This window comes from Brevibacillus sp. NRS-1366 (assembly GCF_050467985.1).
On the sequence record NZ_JBITPN010000022.1, the window covers coordinates 116,870 to 137,018 of the forward strand.

The 20,149-nt window shown below is 46.8% G+C and carries 18 protein-coding genes; 1 reads left to right on the forward strand and 17 read right to left on the reverse strand.

The features are described 5' to 3' along the window. Positions 1 to 13 precede the first annotated feature (13 nt). From ACIFQN_RS17165 to dacB, 13 genes are all read right to left on the reverse strand, one after another. A complete protein-coding gene (locus tag ACIFQN_RS17165; RefSeq protein WP_429834247.1) occupies positions 14 to 763 on the reverse strand; it encodes a YqjF family protein in 750 nt (249 codons plus the stop codon). An 18-nt stretch (positions 764 to 781) separates the two neighbouring features. Continuing rightward, positions 782 to 2,206 (reverse strand): FMN-binding glutamate synthase family protein, encoded by a 1,425-nt coding sequence (locus ACIFQN_RS17170; RefSeq protein ID WP_429834248.1) that lies wholly within the window; start codon positions 2,204 to 2,206, stop codon positions 782 to 784. A 64-nt stretch (positions 2,207 to 2,270) separates the two neighbouring features. Next, positions 2,271 to 3,455: a Ger(x)C family spore germination protein gene (locus ACIFQN_RS17175; RefSeq protein ID WP_429834249.1), complete on the reverse strand. Its 1,185-nt coding sequence runs from the start codon at positions 3,453 to 3,455 to the stop codon at positions 2,271 to 2,273. Further along, positions 3,452 to 4,558 carry a GerAB/ArcD/ProY family transporter gene (locus ACIFQN_RS17180; RefSeq protein ID WP_429834250.1) on the reverse strand — a complete coding sequence of 369 codons (1,107 nt, stop codon included), beginning with the start codon at positions 4,556 to 4,558 and terminating at the stop codon, positions 3,452 to 3,454. The genes ACIFQN_RS17175 and ACIFQN_RS17180 overlap by 4 nt, the downstream gene beginning before the upstream one ends. Positions 4,559 to 4,578: 20 nt before the next feature. Continuing rightward, a complete protein-coding gene (locus ACIFQN_RS17185; protein ID WP_429834251.1) occupies positions 4,579 to 5,706 on the reverse strand; it encodes a GerAB/ArcD/ProY family transporter in 1,128 nt (375 codons plus the stop codon). Between the two features lie 22 nt (positions 5,707 to 5,728). Then, positions 5,729 to 5,947: a hypothetical protein gene (locus ACIFQN_RS17190; RefSeq protein WP_429834252.1), complete on the reverse strand. Its 219-nt coding sequence runs from the start codon at positions 5,945 to 5,947 to the stop codon at positions 5,729 to 5,731. After that, positions 5,944 to 7,506 (reverse strand): spore germination protein, encoded by a 1,563-nt coding sequence (locus tag ACIFQN_RS17195; RefSeq protein WP_429834253.1) that lies wholly within the window; start codon positions 7,504 to 7,506, stop codon positions 5,944 to 5,946. The genes ACIFQN_RS17190 and ACIFQN_RS17195 overlap by 4 nt, the downstream gene beginning before the upstream one ends. Before the next feature lie 223 nt (positions 7,507 to 7,729). Beyond that, positions 7,730 to 8,938, reverse strand: coding sequence for a DUF418 domain-containing protein (locus ACIFQN_RS17200; protein WP_429834254.1), 1,209 nt, complete (start codon positions 8,936 to 8,938; stop codon positions 7,730 to 7,732). A gap of 108 nt (positions 8,939 to 9,046) precedes the next feature. Next, positions 9,047 to 10,366: a branched-chain amino acid transport system II carrier protein gene (brnQ, locus tag ACIFQN_RS17205; RefSeq protein ID WP_429834255.1), complete on the reverse strand. Its 1,320-nt coding sequence runs from the start codon at positions 10,364 to 10,366 to the stop codon at positions 9,047 to 9,049. A gap of 163 nt (positions 10,367 to 10,529) precedes the next feature. Further along, the gene (locus tag ACIFQN_RS17210) at positions 10,530 to 11,264 is read right to left on the reverse strand and encodes a YheC/YheD family protein (RefSeq protein WP_429834905.1); all 735 of its coding nucleotides are present in this window, start codon (positions 11,262 to 11,264) and stop codon (positions 10,530 to 10,532) included. Then, positions 11,246 to 11,653: an aspartate 1-decarboxylase gene (gene panD / locus ACIFQN_RS17215; protein WP_429834256.1), complete on the reverse strand. Its 408-nt coding sequence runs from the start codon at positions 11,651 to 11,653 to the stop codon at positions 11,246 to 11,248. Before panD ends, ACIFQN_RS17210 begins: the two co-directional genes overlap by 19 nt. Before the next feature lie 85 nt (positions 11,654 to 11,738). Next, a complete protein-coding gene (locus ACIFQN_RS17220) occupies positions 11,739 to 12,800 on the reverse strand; it encodes an Ldh family oxidoreductase (protein ID WP_429834257.1) in 1,062 nt (353 codons plus the stop codon). Positions 12,801 to 12,950: 150 nt separating this feature from the next. Beyond that, positions 12,951 to 15,845, reverse strand: a complete 2,895-nt coding sequence (dacB, locus tag ACIFQN_RS17225; protein WP_429834258.1) for a D-alanyl-D-alanine carboxypeptidase/D-alanyl-D-alanine endopeptidase — start codon at positions 15,843 to 15,845, stop codon at positions 12,951 to 12,953. 177 nt (positions 15,846 to 16,022) lie between these two features. Here dacB and ACIFQN_RS17230 point away from each other — a divergent pair, with 177 nt between their 5' ends. Then, positions 16,023 to 16,568 (forward strand): hypothetical protein, encoded by a 546-nt coding sequence (locus ACIFQN_RS17230; RefSeq protein ID WP_429834259.1) that lies wholly within the window; start codon positions 16,023 to 16,025, stop codon positions 16,566 to 16,568. Positions 16,569 to 16,892: 324 nt separating this feature from the next. On the opposite strand, the gene ACIFQN_RS17235 is transcribed toward ACIFQN_RS17230, so the two are convergent. The 4 genes from ACIFQN_RS17235 to tenA are packed head-to-tail and all read right to left on the reverse strand — an operon-like array spanning position 16,893 to position 20,147. Then, complete coding sequence (locus ACIFQN_RS17235) at positions 16,893 to 17,918, reverse strand: ABC transporter substrate-binding protein (RefSeq protein WP_429834260.1); 1,026 nt, start codon at positions 17,916 to 17,918, stop codon at positions 16,893 to 16,895. An 11-nt stretch (positions 17,919 to 17,929) separates the two neighbouring features. Then, on the reverse strand, positions 17,930 to 18,706 hold the full coding sequence (locus ACIFQN_RS17240) for an ABC transporter permease (RefSeq protein ID WP_429834261.1): 777 nt from the start codon (positions 18,704 to 18,706) through the stop codon (positions 17,930 to 17,932). Continuing rightward, positions 18,706 to 19,482: an ABC transporter ATP-binding protein gene (locus tag ACIFQN_RS17245; protein ID WP_429834262.1), complete on the reverse strand. Its 777-nt coding sequence runs from the start codon at positions 19,480 to 19,482 to the stop codon at positions 18,706 to 18,708. Before ACIFQN_RS17245 ends, ACIFQN_RS17240 begins: the two co-directional genes overlap by 1 nt. Then, positions 19,467 to 20,147 carry a thiaminase II gene (gene tenA / locus ACIFQN_RS17250; protein ID WP_429834263.1) on the reverse strand — a complete coding sequence of 227 codons (681 nt, stop codon included), beginning with the start codon at positions 20,145 to 20,147 and terminating at the stop codon, positions 19,467 to 19,469. Before tenA ends, ACIFQN_RS17245 begins: the two co-directional genes overlap by 16 nt. Positions 20,148 to 20,149: the final 2 nt, after the last annotated feature.

The window sequence follows — 20,149 nt, forward strand, 5'->3', positions numbered from 1 at the left end:
CCCTGCCTCCACCTTACCCCAGTATTGTAATCGGCCATACATAGCTTTGCACGCCACGCGCATAGAAAGATAAGTCTGGCTGCTCGCCGAGCGGGATCGACAACCTCTGTGTCATCGTATTTTCCCTGATTTGTGCTTTTGTTTGTTGCAAAACCCACGGTTCATGATAGACATCCGCATAAAAAATTTGATTTGATCTACCACATTGACAAAAAAGGGTATAGCGCTCCGTCAACCAATGTTCAAGTGTACCTTTCTTTACATGGATTGGCAGTCCTATCGGTTCATAGCTGCCTGAGAAAACGACTGATTGTCCGTTGCCCCGTAGTCGACGTGACTCAAACTCAATCCTGTTCATGGTAGTGGCAAACTGCATGTCCGCAAGAAAATACGGCAAGCGGTACCATCGTTTCGCAATCGACGTTATTAACGGATTGGAAGCATCCAGAGAAAGGAAGTATATCCCAGACTTTTGTTTCGTTTTTACATACGTTCTCACATTGATTTCGGGAAAAGCGGAAGTATAGGGAACAGTGGGCATTCGCCGGATACGCACTCCACTCAATAGAAAGGGAAGGATACCGATCCAAGCCTTACCATCGTATGTATCTATCTCAAGCTCATTCGGAATCAAGCCTCGCAGTGCTTCTGGGGAAACCGCCCAGTGGATAAACAGCAAATGCTCCCAGGTCTGGGTCATAATCCACCCAGGTTTTTGGAATGGCTGTTTTATCCGGATGATCACTTCGCTGATATGAGTCACTCCCTTTCCCCCTCTTCTTTATCCCCCTCCTACGTTTCCAGAGGGTGACTGATACGCGAGCGGTACTCCTGTCACATTACTGGTCGTTTCATCCAAAGCAGCAAGGTCTTTTGCAGAAACCTGTTGTAATGAGGTCTTTCCCATCGCTAGAATAGCAATTTCTATTTCGTCTACAAAAGAAAGAAAAAAGTTAGTCAAATAGTGGGCAGCTTCATCCGTATTAAATTTTTCTTTCAATGTTCCTGGATAATTCGTCAACATCGTTGGTGGCTCCCAAGGAATCGCCTTGGTCACCTGATCATGCGTCATAGCCCACAATATCGCTGTCCCCATAAAAATTCCGTCTGCTCCTAAAGCGATTGCTTTCAAACACTCTCCTGGTGTGTTATACCCACCCCCCGATAAAAGCGTGATCTTTTCTTTCACTCCCCGTTCCTTTAAATAGCGAACAGCACGGGTCAACGCGTAAATGGTAGGCAACCCAAAATCATCTTCGAGAATAGGCGGACCTCCTTTGGTCCCTGCTTGTCCTCCGTCGATGCTGATAAAGTCTACACCTGCCTGAATGGCGATTTCCAAGTCTGCCTCTAAAATGGCACTCGCACATATTTTCACGCCAATCGGCACGCCATCGGTGATGGTCCTTAGCTTTTCCACGAGCTTCAATAAGTCTTCTTGGTTGTTGACCTCTGGCTGTCTGGAAGGAATGACGACCATCTCTTGGCCTTCTACCCCCATTAGTTTGCTAGCTTTCCCTTTAATATACTCGGCCGGGATAAAGCTTGCTGCAGCTGCAGTCGCGCCTTGCCCAAAATGAATTTCAATAGCATCCGCCTGCTTTAATGTTTCCGGTTCTTTCGACCACGTACCGGAGTTATATTGAATCACCAGATACTTGGCAAATTGTCTTTCTTCCGGCAGAAGCGGACCCTCTCCGGTATTTGTTAACGTCCCTACTGCCGCCGTCCCTTTCGCAATCGCGGTTTTCACCCTTTCACTAACGCCGATTCCAAAACCCATAGCCCCTGCCATTATCGGTATATCTAGCTTTAACGGCTTTTTTGCCATTGGTCCAATCGTAATGCTCATGTCTACCTCCTCATCCTCATGAGCAGGCATTACCGCCAATTGTGCAGGTGAAAAGATCAGGCCATCAAAGTTAAGAAATTTCCGTGGACTGCCAAATGGACGTTCTATAGCCTCACCGAAAGTAGCTCGAAGACTATTCTCCAGTACAATCCGTGGACTGACCTTTGTCATGGCGGATACCATTTCAAATATGTTCTCCGGGTAACGATCCGACATCAACCGCTTCATGAAACGACCTAACATCGCCTGACTGAGCGGTCGAAAAAACAGGAAAACAAACAGGCTTAGGCACACTCCTGCCACTACCGAGCCCACGAAGGAACCTATTACAAAGGAAATCCACTTGCCATCCACGTTATTTCACCCCTCTTCATTCCGACTCCCTTCCTTTTTCGTCTGCAATAGCATATAGATAAGATCACTTATTGATGACCTCATCTTGCGGAATCCCTGCAGGCGCTGAGATCAATCCAGGGCGGCGAATCTTTACATTGATTTGGGTTTTGACCTCGATATTCGGGTACATTTTTTCCCAGCGATTCTTCGCTCGCTCCCACTCCTTTGGATATTTCCGATGAAAAGCTCCCGCAAAATTGGCAACATCCACCTTTAATTCTTTCTGAATCGTATGAAGGGAGAATTTGATGCGTGCTTGTATGTCATCGCGAACCGCTTTTTGCACAATAGCGATGAAATCCGGGTTCATCAGGTTTAGCAATGTACCATTTTCAACAACGTCCCCTTCCGTATCAACCTTGACCGTTATTGTCCACTTTCCGTTCCGAATCACGGGTATCAATGTGACTTTTGATCGACTTGGAATGACAGAGACATCCCCTTTTACATGGGGTGGCCGTACCGTAATTGCAGCATGAGTGACCTCATCACGCAGCCACATGATCCCTCTCGTAACCTTTGGGGAAACATGAGCAATCATTTTGTCCTTCTTAAATAAAGCTGAACCGATTAATATGGGTGTGGTTTGTATGGCAGTAGGTGATTGCAATTTCCCTCCCTCTTGAATCATGGGAACGGTAATGACTTCAGATTCACTTTTGAGCATGTTACGAAAATCAACAAGTGTGACGGCCATTCCAATATGCATGCTAGCTAATTCTCTCAACCCTTCAGCGGAGGATCGCTCCAGTACCGTTTTAATGGCAAGCCCTTCTTTTGCCTGGCCTTTGGTTACATACAGATACGCCCGATTTCGCGGTCCAGGATGTCGGATTAGAAAATCAATATGCTCAGCCATTCCTCCTCTCGCGGCTGCTTCCCCAAACAGAAATACTTTGCAATGCCCCCAAAAAATTATACGGGGTAGCTTGGCTTGTACTTTTGACATGGCATCAGATATATTTACTCCTGTCCCTGAATAAACGGCAGTCAATTCACCTCCACCACCCACCGTCCCCCCTTGGCCACTACTAAGCTGCCTTGGATTAAACACTTGAATGCTCAATCTGATTTCATGCTTTTCATCGTCTTCCTCTTTGTCTATGGCTGCAGCCGTAATAATGGCCAAATCATTGATTTCCGTCCGATCCCAGCAACCACCTAACACCAAGCCGCAAAAGACAAGAACGACATACCCGGCCCTCATCCAGATCGCACTCCTTTAGACGCTGAGCTGCTTTTTTTCTTAGTCGAAATAAGCAACAACACAGCGGGGACCAGACAAAAAAACACCACGAGTGACATGGGAATAACAAAAAGGGACAAGTCACCTACTGCAGCAAAGGTAGGTAATCCCCAGAAGCTGAATAGGACGGTTAGAAATCCAACAGGAATAACTAAAGGGCGATAACTGGAGAGATTAAGCGATTGAGCAGCTCCAAGAACGGTGGCGTAATAGAACAAAGAAACTTTGACAAATGCCCCGATGACCCATATGGCCATTACCCCCGACTCCAGGTTTTCAAAGAAATCGGCGATACTGACGTACCTTGCTGTGTCCATGACGGGAAAAAGGATTCGACTTGTCGCATCACCCATCAAAAAATAAATGACGAGATTCACTACTATCATCGTGATCATTACTAGACCAACCGTTATCATACCGGCTCTTCTTCCCTTATTTTTGTCAACAAGAAATGGCAGCAAGTAGGAAATAAGAAAAACTTCACTGAACCACCCTTGAGGGGTAATCGATCCTTTCAACGAAGGCCACACACCATTTCCTAAAATAGGAAAGATATTTTGGGGCTCCATGTCAGGGAAGACAAGCACAATCATGAGTAACAAAGGGATCAGGAAAAATGGAAAAAAAAACTGTGCGGATCTTACTACAACCTCTATCCCCCCGCCTACCGCCAATGCGCAAACAAGGACGAGGACGGCGGAAATTACGCTGAGTGGAGTGTTAACCAAAAAAATAGCAATAAAATCGGCATATTCACGAACAATATATCCATTTATTTGCAACAGGAACCAAAAGTAGAAGAAACCAATCAATTTGCCGATTGTTTTTCCGAGTATGAGTTCACTCTGTTCTATGATGGTTTTTTGGGGAAATCGCTCATGTAATCGGTGCACAATGTATACCGAAAGAAATCCGATCAGCGATGCCCAAATCGGCGAGAGCCACAGGTCGTTACTCGCTTGCTTTGCCATGATACTCGGACCAAAAAGCATCGCAGTCGACATCAGTACAGGATAGACGGCCATTCCCATTTGCAAGGATGATATTTTTCCTGTCTCCACCATGTATCTCTATCCTTCCTTGATTAGGAGTCAGTTCCATTTGTCGATGTGGTAGTCCAAGCTTTCTTCTGCCTCCCTCTTTTTTGCCAAATGGCAAAAGTCAAAAGCGAAAGCGGAAAAAGAGTTTGGACAAGCGGTCCGTAATAAGGAAACGCGAGAACATCAAAACCGCTAGCCTTAAGCTGATTAGGAACAGACCAAAAACCCATAACCATGATCAAAATTCCAAATGGCAGTACGAGCGGTCGATAGTCTTTCAAGCCAAGCCATTGGCTGGTACCGATTACACTCGCGTAATAAAAAACACTTATTTTTTGGAACATCCCGATTATCCATATTCCCATTACCACGGAATCCAGATTTTGAAAAAAATCTGCAACACTGATGTAGCGAAAAGCAATCATCACTGGATATAGGAAGTCACTTGCCTGTCTCCCAAGAACAAAGAGAATAAAGAAGTTTATAGTCGTAAGCAGAATCATGATACCGAATACACTAACCATTCCTGAACGCAAACTTTTTTCCCGATTGGATACAAAGGGAAGAAAAAACGCCATTAAAAAAAACTCACTGAACCAGGCCTGCGGGACGAGTGATCCCAATAATGACGGTGTCAGCCCATGCTCAAACATCGGGAACAGGTACTGAAGCTTCATATCTTGAAACAACAATGGCATTAATGTAACAGGCAACAAGAATATGAGAAAAAACAGCTGGGATGTTCGCCCAATGACTTCGACACCTCCTTTGACAGCCATTGCATTGACCATAACCATGCTGATCATCACCACGCTGATCGGCGTTCGTGTAAGAAAATTGCCGACCACAAATTCGGCATAGCCTCTTACAACCAGACCAGTAAGATGCAGATAGAATAAAATCAAGAGTAAACCAACGAGTTTACCAGGGAACCACCCCAGTATGGTTTGACTATATTGGATGACCGATTGATTTGGATAAAGTTTGTTTAAGGAGAACGCGATATAAACCGTCAAATAGCCGATGATGGATGCCCAAATCGGTGAGAGCCAAAGGTCATTTTGCGCATATTTTCCCGTAATTCCAGGGACGTTCGTTACAGCTGAAGCCGCAACGGCAAAAAACATCATCAAACCCAGTTGGCCAGCGGATATTTTCTCTTGTCGTAGCATCTTCCCACCCTTTTTGTCATCGTTACTCCAACATTTTCGAAAGCGGCTTAAACATCGTTTCTAGCACGGAGGTGGGCCCTGGAAGATTGGGAAGATCGAACATGGAAAGGAACCATCCAATAAACAATAGCGTGAAAAAGCTCACTTTATCTTTCTGGGGAAGAGGCTTTAATTTGGGCCATTCCAACAGAATGATCAACCCAACTAATGCGCTCATTCCTAAGAAAAGCCCCCACTTCATGTTGTATCTCCTCCTTTGGATGGGTCGGGCTTTAACCCCGGTGACTGCCTGTATAGGTTCGATTCTCCAGTCAGGCGAGGACGGGTATTTAACATCCACCATGGTGAACGGACGAGCGTATCTTTAAATTCTTTACTTTTCAGAGGTCCGAATGGAGCCAGATAAGGAACACCGACCGAACGAATGGTGCATAAATGAACCACTGTTGCAATGATCCCTAGCATGATCCCCAATAGACCTAATGTTCCCGCTAGAAACATCATGGGAAAGCGCAAAAGTCTAATCGCAATACCCGCTATGTAATGGGGAATCATGAAGGATGCAATCCCGGTAATCGCCACAACGATAACCATCGGTGCAGAAACCAAGCCAGCCTGAACTGCCGCCTGTCCAATTACCAAAGCCCCTACGATACTGACAGCAGCCCCCACTTGTTTGGGAAGTCGAACACCGGCCTCACGCAATGCTTCAAAAGTAACCTCCATCATCAGCGCTTCCACCAATGCAGGAAAAGGTACCGCTTCACGGGAAGAAGCCATACTGATTAATAAGGAGGTAGGTACCATCTCGTGGTGAAATGTGATTAATGCTACATAAAGGGAGGGCAACAAAAAGGACATGGCGGTAAATAAATAACGTAGTAAACGGATAGCCGTACTGGCGAAAGAGCGTTGGTAATAATCTTCACTGGATTGAAGCAGTGCTAACAAGGTTGTCGGGGCGACCAAGATAAAAGGAGTACCATCCACCAATATCACGATACGGCCCTCTAACAAATTCCCGCAGGCGACGTCCGGTCGTTCGGTACTTAGAATTTGCGGGAAAGGAGACGCTGGATGATCTTCAATCAATTCTTCGATATATCCACTTTCCAGGATCCCATCAATGTCGATTCGGCTTAAACGTGCCTTCACCTCTGTAACCAGGGTCGGGTCGACGATCCCATCAATATAGGCAAGCACGACTTTTGTCTTTGTGTACCCCCCAATTTGCATAAGCTCCATTTTCAACGCTGGACTTTTGATAAGACGCCGCAGCATGGCCGTATTTACATTAATGGACTCGGTAAATCCCTCTCGCGGACCTCGAACGACGCCTTCTGCAACCGGCTCTTCAATCGCACGCTTCTCCCATTTCTCCAATCCAACCGAGACGGCAGTCTCTTGCTGATCAATCAGAAGCACTGGGCAACCGTTCGCAATAGACTCCAAACACGCTTCCAGCGTTTGTAATTCTCGCCATTTTGAAACAGAGATCGTCTTTTCCAACAATTTGCGGGCATTCGTTTCTTTTGAGGTCTTTCCGTGCATCAGAGACGACAAGACACTTCTGTCAAGCTCTTCATTGTTAGAGAGTCCATCAATGTAAATCACGAGCGCTTTAATCGAGCCCCCGATGAAAAAGGAACGATAAACAACATCGGAACAATTGGAGTACAGGTCGCGCAAGGCTGCCTCGTTTTTTTCAAGCTCCTTGTACAGTTGCGTGCTTGATTGAGGTGTCTGCTGGTTCAGCTTATTTTTGTTCATCCTCCACCATTTGCGCGCATTCCGATTCATCTATCTATCCCTCCGCTCTTTACCTATGGACTTAAGATAGGGAAATTTTGCCCATTTGATACCACTTTTATCCTGTAATTTCGGCGGGTTCTGAAATCAATCTTTCCCCCCAACCAGTATAAAAAAACGCCCAGTTCAACTAGACGTTTTCGACCGTATCCATTTCCATAAAAAGCAATAACAGGACGTCAGAATAAGAACGACCATAATCGTCAAAATCGTATCAAATCTCATAATTACCTTCCTTTCTTTTCATTGGGATATATCTCGCATACGTCATACAGCGCCAAAACCATTCCACTGGACCAAATTGATAACGCGTCAACCACCATCTGCTCGCAACTATTTGCAGCGGGAATATCAATAAACATAAGAAAAGCCCCGACGACAGATGCAGGGCACCATACAGTCCAAGCACCCAAACGATGACAACCGTGATGACGGTTTGCGCTAAATAATTAGTCAATGCCATTCTGCCTACTGGTTCCAAATGCTGTAGCCAATTGCGCCAACGTTGGTTGTTGTACAGCAGTAAAAACGAGCAAATATAAAAAGCACACAATGTCAAACCACTCCACCCTACGAATACAAGCATGGCCACATCTTTTGGTGCCGGGAATTGTACAAGGCCGGTTTGTACGAGAGGGATCATGGTAACAAAGACTAGGCTCAAGAGAAGAGTGCTCCACCAAACTCGTTTAATGGCCGGACGGTTAGTGTCCCCAGAGACAAATACACCTCGCTTGGCAGCTGAAAATCCGAATAAAAAGAGGGGGAATACCGAAAAAACAGCTAAAAATTCATTGGCTCCCACGATAGGGAGTTCATAGGCAATTCGAAACTGAAGCCATTCCATCCAGCTGCCTTGTGTATAGACCTCTACCGCTTTGCTTGCGATAGCTTGTGAACTACTGTCTATCGTAGACGGATCGGAAGGTATGAAGAGAACAAGGCCGTACAACAGTTGCAAAACGAGTAGCAACGACCATGCCCATTTGCGAATTGTTTGTTCTTCTCGTTTATAAAATAACAAGAGCATGATTCCCGACAGTGCATATGTGTGCAGGATGTCCCCGTACCAGAGAAAAATGAGATGGACCATTCCCATCAAAAACAAGACGGTTATTCTGCGCAGATACATGGGTTTCACGGGCAAGTTCTTTTTCTCTGCACGGCTCATGAAAAGATGAAATCCGGCTCCAAACAAAAACGAAAAGATCGTATAAAACTTGGTCTGCACAAACATATGAAAGAGGATCCGTATCCATTCATCCAAAATCGAATGATTATAGGGCAGCCCATCTACGGGGAGAAACAGCATGGGATGCAAAAAAGTGGGCATGTTGACTAGAAAAATCCCAAACAAAGCAAAGCCTCGGATCGCATCCAGCTGATGGATTCGCTCTGCGTCTGACACTGGAACAGCTCTCACTGGGCCTCTTCCTCTCTAACGGTCATTTTCAGTACACTGTAAGGACGGTTGTCCCCCGAAAAAGTAACAGAAAAGGGAGCTTCTCTTTCAAGAAAGTCCCTTTTCCCCTTAGCGTATCGAATGAACACGATTTCTGAAATCAAGTACCACGCCTGCACATCCTGCCAGTAAAGCAGGCATCACCCATCCAGCTCCCTCTTTATAAAAAGGGAATTCAAGCATCCACTTGTCCCAATGGTGAGCGAGGAGCGTTATATTAACCAGATCAACGATTCCAAACAAAGCGACGACAACTATTGTTGTTACGTAGGCCAGTGAATGGGAAGGAATTATCCTTTCTACGAGTGCCAAGAGAATAAGAACAATAGCCATTGGATAGATCATCCCTAGAATCGGTACAGATACACCTAGTATTTGCGTTAATCCCATGTTGGCGACTCCCATACTCAAGACGCATAGTATCGTAACCCACCAGGTATAGGACAGTCTGCCGAAAAGTTGATGGAAATACTGACTGCACGAAGTAACCAGACCGATAGAAACACATAAGCAAGCAACCGTAAAGACGATCCCCAAGATGAGGGTACCACTCTCGCCAAAAAGCTTGCTCATGATCATCGTCAAGATCTGCGCTCCATTTTCTGCTTTTTCTGTAGTACTGTTTGATGAACCAAGGACCCCCAGAATCACATAAATGATAGTCAACAACGCTCCTGCGCCAACTCCGGCAATCACCATGTAGGTGGACAAGCTTTTCTTTGTCTCAATCCCCTTGCTTCGAAGAGCGTTGGCAACCACAATGCCAAATACAAGAGCTGCCAATGCATCCATCGTTAAATACCCATCCAGAAACCCTTGAATGGCTGGATGAACGGCATAGTTACCAGTAGGCGCAGAGTAAGTCCCCAACGGAGTTATCCAGCTTTTTACATAAATCAATACGAGTAAGGCTAACAAAATTGGCGTTAGCATTTTTCCGAATCGATCCACTAATTTGGAGGGAGATAAGCTGAACCACCAAACCACAGCGAAAAAAAGAAAGGTGTACAACAAAAGACTAGATCGTGACGCGACCCACTGTTCCGGCAAAAAGGGAGCCATTCCCATTTCAAAGGCGAGACTGCCCGCACGTGGAATAGCTAGAGCAGGTCCAATAGAAACGTAAATCAAAAACGGAAAAATAATAGCAAAAATAGGATGAACCCTGCTAGCCAACACTTGAAAACTCCCTGCTTTTGCGATGGCTACCACCCCGAGAATGGGCAGCCCAACGGCAGATAAAATAAATCCGATTAAAGACAACCACACTTGCTCACCTGCTGATTGCCCTAAAAAAGGGGGAAAAATCAAGTTGCCAGCACCAAAGAACATGGAGAAAAGCATGAAACTCACAAAGATGATTTCTTTTATTGACAGCGCTGTTCTCAAGAAGCATACATCCTCCCATCATAATGAGAGGCATTCTATCAACTTTTTTCATCAATAGCTAGTGGTTCACCTTTAGTCGAAATTGTAAGTTGATTGAAAATAAAAGAAGGGACGCTTCCCATTCAGGCGGCTCCCTTCTCGTTAACTTCCAGCGGATTCTCCCTCACCGTGTCCTCATTGACTTTATCCGCCGATAAAAGGTCTGGTCCTGCAACTGGCGGAAGAGCGACAGTGCTGGCCAAAAGTTGGCCTCGATGATCCAAGGTTTACCATGGATGTCGATCCCTACGTCCAGACCAATCTCTCGAAGTGTCGGATACGCTTTTCCCAAACAATTTGCAGCGGCTAACGATACTTGGCGCATTTCCTGGAGTAAATACGGCGTTGGGGTGATATTAGAGCGGCGGATCGCCGTACGAATCGGTAATACTTTCCCTCTACTCCTCGCTACGTTGGTAACGACAAATCCGCGTCCGGCTCTCTTCGCTACCCACCCAGTAATCGTCCAAGGCGATCGTTTGTTCTTCCGCTGGACCATCACTCTTACGTCAAATGGCTTCCCGTCTATTCTGCCCAAGGGAATCCACGGTTGGAGCAAGTAAGGCTTTGGACGGAAAAGGGACTTTACGTAAAGAACCGTCCTTTCTTTTCCCTCCACGACACGCTTCTCCTTACCTGTGTGTACCAGGTAATGGTCATCACCTTTACTCGAAACCTGGATGATTCCGGCTCCGCCGCCTCCCCCTGAGGGCTTCAGCATCACGCGCTTATATGTCTCTGCATACTCCCACAAACCTTCTGGTGTAAACAGTTGGGTTCTTGGCAGATGATCCAGCAGGAACTCATCTTTTATTAAATGCTGATGTTTGCCCCATTTCCCTATGTTTGGCGCTTTAATGTCGTTGTCTCCCCATTCGTAATGAGATGATGCTCCTCTATTTTTGTTATTTGGTTTTTCTCATCGACAAAAACGACTTTGGGTACCAGTTTTTCTGCTTCACTTTCTTCGTACATGCCCATGCTGAGGATAATCACGAAATCTCCTGGAGAAAAGAGATGCGCAGGTGGCCCATTTAGGCAAATTTTCCCGGTTCCTTCTGGTGCCGGCAAAGCATATGTCTTCCATCGCGTCGCATTCCGCAAGCTCGTAATTTGAACGATCTCATATGGCTTGATATCTGCCGCTTCCATGAGAAGAGCATCAATTGTAATACTCCCCACATAATCCAATTCAGCCTGTGTTACCGTCGCCCGATGAATTTTACCTTTACACATATGTCGCTGCACTGCATTTCACTCCTTTCCAAACCACTGACACCAGTCTATGTGGAAAAGGATGTCCGTGAAACCATACTGAGCAATAGACGCAAGGTCACGTAATACGTGCCTCGTTAAAATCAAGGCGATAGATGGAGCATAACTGTGTCAATTCCTCTACGACATTTGCTGAAAATGGGATGCCAGCAGCCAAACGTTCACTCCTTTTTCTGCTCTCGATCTCGCCTGGAATCAAAATCTCGGATGTCCCTTCCTTTTTGGGACCGCTCTTTACCTGACGGATGTACTCGTCCATGTTTTTCTGGAAAACGGGCAATGGTAAAAAATGCTGAATATCAATGACTAAAAAAATATGTCCTACGTTTTGCGGATGTTCCCAATTATCATACAGGCTTTTAACGCCAGGTCCAAAGGCAGCACCTGTCAAAAGACCACACAACAAATCAATAAACATCGCCAGACCGTATCCTTTGGCTCCTCCAATCGGGAGAAGCGAACCTGATAGCGCTTGTTCCGGTTTTGTTGTAGGATTGCCATTTTTATCAATCGCCCAATCTTCAGGAATGGCTTCCCCCTTTTTGGCCGCCAGCACAATTTTGCCACGGGCAGTTACACTAGTAGCCATATCCAGTAAAAAGGATGGTTCATTCCCAGCCGGAATTCCTACTGCAATCGGATTGGTTCCCAAGAAAGGGCGGATTCCTCCTGACGGGGCCATCGCTTCTGGAGCATTTGTGAGCACGAGTAAAATAAGTCCTTCTGAAATGGCACGTTCTGCGTAAAACGAGCACGTTCCAAAATGGTTGGAGTGACGAACTCCCACAAAGCCGATACCTGTTTGGCGAGAAAGCTTCATCGCCTGTTCTAATGCCGTCAGGCCGACCACGGCTCCTAATTGATTTTTGCCATCAATGAGCGCGGTTGCCCCTTCCTCCATGACAAGCTGTGGCTCCTCTTGCCGCTCAATTAAACCCGCTTCAATTCTTTTGACATAAATCGGCATACGAGACAATCCATGCGATTCAATCCCCCTCAGATCGGCGTGCACAAGAGATTGGGCAACGACCTTGGCTTGTGCGTGGGAGATTCCTGTTCGCGTAAACACTTCCGCAGCGATTTCCTCCAACTTTTTCGGGCAAAATCGTGTTGGATTCACCTTCTTTGTCCCCTCCCTTTTTATCATACATGCCTGCCGTCTCCGTCCTGATCTGAATATAGATATGTTCGCGTCCATAGCACCGACACAGTCATTGACCTAAAAAAGGAACACCCCTTATCGGAGCATTCCTTTTCAAATGAAAAACCTTTATTCAAATGACGCGAGAATCGTAACAATCTGATCCTGAATTTCAGTGAAGAGATCATCATCTTCAGCGTATCCATTGAGGATAATAGAGACAACCAGCTTTTCTCCACTTTTGGTTGTGATATAACCTGATAAACTATTGACCCCAGTCATTGATCCTGTCTTTGCGTGGAGGTTGCCAGCCGCAGCCGTATCCTTCAAACGATTCTTTATGGTTCCATCAACTCCTGCTATCGGCAGGGACTCATCAAATACGCTGAATGTCGCGTGCTTGGTCATCCCTTCCAAAACAAAGAGAATGTGCCGGGCGGAGATGAGATTGTAGCGAGTCAGGCCAGAACCGTCAATCATATCGAAATTAGTGGTTCCGCCCAGTGCAGCCACTGTTTCCATTACTGCTTGTGCTCCCGCTGTTGCGCTTCCTTCCCCTTTCTTCACCGCTCCTACTGTTTTCAGCAGCATTTCCGCGTAAAAGTTATCGCTTTTTTTGTTTAAGTAGGTGACGATTTCCCGGAGAGGCAGGGAATGAAATTCGTTCCACTTTACAGCAGTCGCAGGGGTCGGCTGAACCAAAATTGTACTGTTTCCGCTAAAGCTGACGCCCTGTTTGTGTAATGCTTCCTTGAGCACTGTTCCAACATACTTGGCGGGCTCCTCGACCGGTACCCGTTCATAATCACTGGAATGGTTAACTGGCAAATTTCCGGTCACACGAATGGTATTTGTACCACGATCTCGCAGGATGGCAAATGTATTTTCCTGGCCTTCTTCGACCGTAATGGCTTCATTGATCACCTTGACATAAGAGGTCTTCGGCAACAGATTTATTTGAACGGGCTCGTTCACTTTCCCCGCTGGCTCATATTCGACCATCACAGTCCCTCTGTTCAAGGCAAGTGCACCGAGTGTCGGATTGTAATAGTAACTCTCGTCATCCCAAGCCCAGCCTAAACCTAAGCGCTGCTGATCGAAATAGGTTTCATCCAAGATCAGATGACCATTGATTCGCTTAATCCCTGTTTCTTTGACCCATTTCGCAATCTGTTCAATCGACACCCCATCCTGCACCTTCAAGGCATCCTCTGTATGCAGAGTAGGGTCTCCAAACCCTTTTACATACAAATTGCCTTGTTGAACACCGTTGGTCGCCACAGGGGTATCCCCGTACAATTCGGATTTAAACGTATATTCTGGACCTAATTGACTGAGTGCAGCAGCGGTAGTCAACAGTTTGAGATTGGATGCAGGTGTGAGCAGAGAATCGGCGTCCCGTTCATACCAGACTGCATTTTCCCCTGACGATTCCAAGGATTTGACCAAGACACCTGCAGTTACTCCTGCCGCCCGTGGTTGATCCAGAATCGGATCGATGAGCGCAGAGAGCTTGTAGGCCTTCTCAGGTTCCGCTACATATCCCTCCGGTGCTTTTATGTCTGGATACGTAGACAAAAGCACAGCGACGTAGTCTTGCAGATCTCTTGCGTATTTCGACTTATAGATGCCATTGATCAAAATCGAAAAGGCGAGCTTGTTTCCGTTCTTCGCAGTCACATAGCCCGACATGCTGTTTACTCCACCCATGGAACCAGTCTTGGCAATTACATTTTTCTCTGCTGACGTCCCGATTAAGCGGCTCTGTAAGGTACCGTCTACACCCGCTATAGGCAGCGATCTCTCAAGGGCATCCCGGTATTCCTGCTCCTGGAGGAATGTCAGGAGAGTGACCATTTGCTCGGCGGTGATCAGATCGAACCTGGATAGACCCGACCCATCCACTTGCGTAAATGCTGTCTGGATTCCGGCACGCTGCATCACCTCCGCCACTACTGCACTTCCTCGTTCAAAGCTCCCCTCCCCTTTTTGCGTCACTCCTAACGTTTTCAAAAGCATTTCGGCGTAAAAGTTATCGCTTTCCTTGTTCAGCTCGACCAGAACCTCGCTTAGCGGTTTGGAAAGATGCGTGTGCATCGGAACCCCGCTTGTTACTACCGTCTTTTTCAGCTCTGCTTTCGGGTTGATTTTTATCCCTTGGGCAGCCAACTGCTGCTTCCATACCTCCCCTACAAAAAGAGCCGGGTCTTCCACCGACACATCCTCCTGGTATGGTTTGGCTTTGTTGCCGATCGTTCCGGTTATGATGATTTCGTTCTTACCGCGTGGACGCTCCACCGTTATGTCGCGTTTGTCGCCATCAACGGTTTTCAGTTGGTTATTAAGCTTCACATATGTAGTCGCTGGCTCCATCACTATAATCGAAGGAGTATTCACGGATTTTGCGGGAGTCATGGTCATCGTGATAAAGTTTTTATGTACCGCTAGCGCACTTACTTGAGCGCTATACCCGTACGGTTCATCGTCCCACATCCAGCTTACCCCTAGACGCGTATCGTCGAAGTAGCTTTCATCGAGCAATAGATTTCCGTTGACTTGTTTGATTCCCTTTTCCTTCAATGCAGCTGCTAGCGCTTGTAAATCAGCTGGGGTCAGACTTGGATCACCGTAACCTTTCAAGACCAGATCTCCCTGGAGTACACCTGCTACGGATACTTTTCCATCCACATATACTTCTGTCTTCCATTGATAATCAGGACCCAATTTGTCCAAGCCTGCAATCGTCGTAAACAGCTTCATGTTGGACGCTGGTATATAATTGCGGCCAGAGTTGTGCTGATACAAATAGGCTTTTTCGGTCAGATCATACACGGCGATACCTGCGTACATGCCCATGCTATTTTCGTCCTTTTTTAAATCGGAGAGGTATTTCTCAATACTCGCGGATAGCGGATTTGCTGCTAGTGTCTTGCTTTCGGCAAAGGCAGGCACGACTGTCATGTGGAGGATGAGCGCAAGCATGAGAAGCCATGTACAGATACGTCTGACATTTAGGTGATTCATAAAGACCTCCTTGTCCTATTGTTTTCATTTGAAGAAAAATAAGCAGCACGCCCCCATGATAGCATGTAATTTATATTTTCGAAATATTACCATAATACCAAATGCAAAATCTGATTAATAATCTTTCCTCTGTCCATACTAATTTTCATGTCTATCCAAAAGAGAGGGGAAGCATCCATGTTTTACCGAGTAGTACTCATCCTTTTCCTTCTGACCGGTACCGTTTTATTTCCAGTATCTGCTGCACCAGCTATAGGCGATCTTGAGATAGATGCTACAACAACCACCAACTGGCAGGAACTGGTGAAACGAAGCGAATTGATCGTAGTCGCGTGGGCAGACTCGGCCCAGCACTCTTATCTAACCAGGCATACCATTGACGAGGCAAAACTAGTAAACTACACCCAAACCCTGCAAGTAAAAAAAGTACTGAAGGGATCTCCTCCACGGCTCCTAAATGTGGTAAGCACCGGTGTAGAACCTATGCCCGACGCCTCAAGCCCGCTCAATTACAAATATCCGGGTCCTCTCGGTGAAGGGAATTACGTGCTGTTTCTCCAACCTGTGAAAGGCACCTCCTACTACAGTATTACGGGCCTGTGGCAAGGCGTTTATCCCCTGTATCAAGGGCGAACAATAGCACTTGAGGGTGTCGGTTTTCCGGAATTAAACCAACTGTCATTATCAGAGCTGGAACAAAAGATACAGAGTGTCCGTCCATAGGAACTCCGGTTTTCTTCCAGCAAAAAAGCCGCGTCAGGTTGCTCTGAGCGGCTTTTTTGCGTACACAGCTATGTGTATTCATTTGGACATTGCATACATGAAAATCACCATGGAAACGGCACAAGCAACGATGACACCAACAAAACCAAGAATAACCAGTTTGTTGTTGTTTTTGTTGTTCGGATTCTCGCTCATAGAAACTACTCCTCGTACAAGCATTCACCTCTTATTATAAAGGGAACGACTGCGAAAGGGAAACGAAGGTTGTGAATAAAGGAAGAATCTTCTTAAAAAACTTCTCCAAAAGAATACGCCTGGTCCAATTTACTTTACAAGATCGCGCATAACCTGCTCGGCTTTTACATCGCTCGAAATCAGCTTTTCCTTTTTCATCCAGTCAATCAGGGTCTGCCACGATTCAGCCGTCTGGTAGCCAAATGGCTTGTCAGCCGCATCCATAAGCGGGATCAGGATATCCAGGCTTTTTGTCTCGATGTCTTTTTCCAACGGGAACTCTCCTGACTGTTTTGCCAGCAGCAGATCAAGAGCTTTTTCCTTATTGTTCTTCACATATTCTTGTCCTTTAGCAATGGCACGCATGAACGCTTCAATCGCTGCCTGCTTTTTGCCCAGCGTGTCATCACTCGAGGTCAGAACCAGCTCATAGTAGTCTGGAACGCCAAATTCAAACGGTTTGAAAGCATGAACGGCCACACCATTTTTTTCGAGAATCAGCTGCTCGTGGTTGATGTATCCACCTACTACGGCATCTACTTTCTTACCAGTCAACGCTGGCACGATGTCAAAACCAATGTCCGTGAAGGCTAGAGCTGAATCGTCTCCACCTGCGTGCTTCACCACTGTGCGAACAATGGATTCATCAAGCGGAATGGATGGGTAGCCTATGTTCTTTCCTGCCAGCTTTTGAGGAGTATCTATCCCGCTTTCCTGACGAGTCATGATGACATTAAGCGGGTGGCGAACGAGTGCTCCAACAGAGACGACGGGAATTCCTTCTGAACGTGCTTGAACGACCTGCGGCTGGTAGCTGATTGCCAGATCTACTTTACCAGCGGCTGCCATTTTCAATGGATCGTTGCTATCTGAAGGCATCTGCAGATTCACTTTAAGGTTTTCCGCTTTAAAAAACCCTTGATCTTCCGCTGCATAGAGGAAGGAATGTACCGCATTCGGGTACCAGTCCAGCGCAATCGTCAGCTCCGTAGGTTCTCCTCCCTTCGTTTCCGGTGCCGGTTGAGTAGTGCTGCCCGATTGATTCCCACACGCGGCTAGACCTGTAGCAAGTGCCAAAGCGATGAGTGTCTTGGTCCATTTATGAATCTGTTTCATTGGTGTTCCTCCTAGTTTTTCACCTTGATGCTTTTTTTCCCTTTCCCATGTGGAGTAAAATACCGCTCGATTCTTCCTACCACCCAAAAGAGCAGCATCCCGAGTACCGACAAAAGCAGAACGGATGCAAAGAGCGCGGGGGCTTGGAAATTACCTGATGCGCGCCGCCCGAAATACCCCAGACCTTCACTGGCACCTAGCCACTCCCCGATGGTTGCTCCCGCTACACTATATGTAGCTGCTACCTTCAATCCGCTGAAAAAGTGCGGCAGACTTGATGGCAGCTGCAGCTTCGTAAAGATTTGCGCTCTTGTCGCGCCCATCGTTTTCAGCAAATTCAATGTCTCTTTGTCTGTGGAGCGCAGCCCATCATACGTATTTACCACGATCGGGAAAAAGGTAAACAAAATGGTGACGGCAATTTTCCCTGACAAATCATAGCCAAACCACAAAATGAATAAGGGTGATAATGCTATAATTGGGATTGTTTGGGAAATGACGATATATGGATAGACCAATCGTTCGACTACGCGACTCATGTTCATCGCAAAGGCGAGCGAAATCCCAAATAAAATAGAAATAGAAAGTCCCATCAAAACTTCTTTCAACGTCGCCCACAAATGCAGACCCAGAAGCGACTCACGCAGCTCCCACAGCGAAATAGCTACTGCACTTGGTGGAGGCAGAATGAACGGCGGGATCGCCAGCAACCGGCAAGCAGCTTCCCACGCGATCAAGAACAGCGCGATCGAAATTCCAAACCATACACCTCTCTGCCAATTGCCCATCAAGCCTCCCTCCCCAGCGGCTGCTTGCTGCGCTGTTTGCGCAAAAGGTCCCAAATTTCTTCACGCAAGGCTAAAAATCCAGGCTGATTGCGACTGATAAGGGTGCGCGGACGATTGATCGATACCCGCAATTCTATCGGTTTGGTAATCGGTTTCCCAGTCAAGACGATGACGCGATCCGCCAGCAAAATGGCCTCATCTATATCGTGCGTTATCATCAGCATCGTGCTATTCGTCTCCTGCCATTTGGCCATCAGCCATTCCTGCATATCCATTCTCGTAATCCCATCTAGTGAGCTGAATGGTTCATCCAAGAGCATCATGTCGGAACCGGAAAGCAATGCTCGCAAGAAGGAGACACGCTGGCGCATGCCGCCAGATAGCTGCGAAGGGTAAGCATCTGCCCATTCCTCCAAGCCATACCGTGGCAGCTCTGCTCTCACTTTCGCCTGAGCAGCTTTTTTGGAAAGACCCTGGATCTCGAGAGGCAGCGCTGCGTTTTCGACAATCGTTCGCCATGGCATCAGCAAATCGCGCTGGGGCATATAGCCGACCTGCCCCAGTCGATCTGCCATAGGTTCGCCGCCTAGCAGAATCTCTCCCTGCTCGGGCTGCAAAAGCCCTGCTACCAGTTGAAACAGCGTGCTTTTACCAATCCCGCTAGGTCCGATAAGACTGACGAACTCCCCTTTTGCCACGTTCAAATCAAAGTTGTCGAGAATCGGCTGATCGCCATAGGCAAACCGGACACCGGCGAAGGCTAGTTGATTTCGCACGGCCACATTTCCTTTCTGTATGCCATCTCCCAGAACAAATACTCCATTTTGGACGTGTACAGGAAATGCTCTTCGAGTCTCGCTAGCTCTTGCTCGTTTTTTCCATCAGCCAACTGGTTCATCACATCAATCAGCCATATCGCAAGCTGACCGAATTCATCCGAACTATAGGTGCGCACCCATTCGCCGTACAGCTCATGTTCGAGAGCACCCTCCACTTTGGCGAGCCGCTTGCCGATTTCCCAATAGCTCCACGTGCAAGGCAAGATCGCGCTGACCACTTCAGCCAGCGACCCCTGGTGAGCCACTCGCAGCATATAGCTCGTATAGGCGAGCATGGCAAAGGAAGGCTCTGTCGCTTCTAGCTCTGCGCGGGAAATTCCGAATCGCTCTGCGTATTGACGATGCAGGGCCATTTCGCTAGTGAGCGTTGATTCCTGCAATCCGGCAAACTTGGCGCTGGTGGTCAAATCGTACGCTTTGGCGCTGGCGATCGCGAACATTTTGGCGTAATCGATTAAATAAATATAATCTTGCTTCATGTAAAACTTGAACGAATCAACGGGCAAGTTGCCATCACCCATTCCTGTAACGAACGGATGCTGATGAATACGCTCCCAAAGCGGAGCTACGCTATTTAACAAACGGTCGGTAAATGTTGCCATGA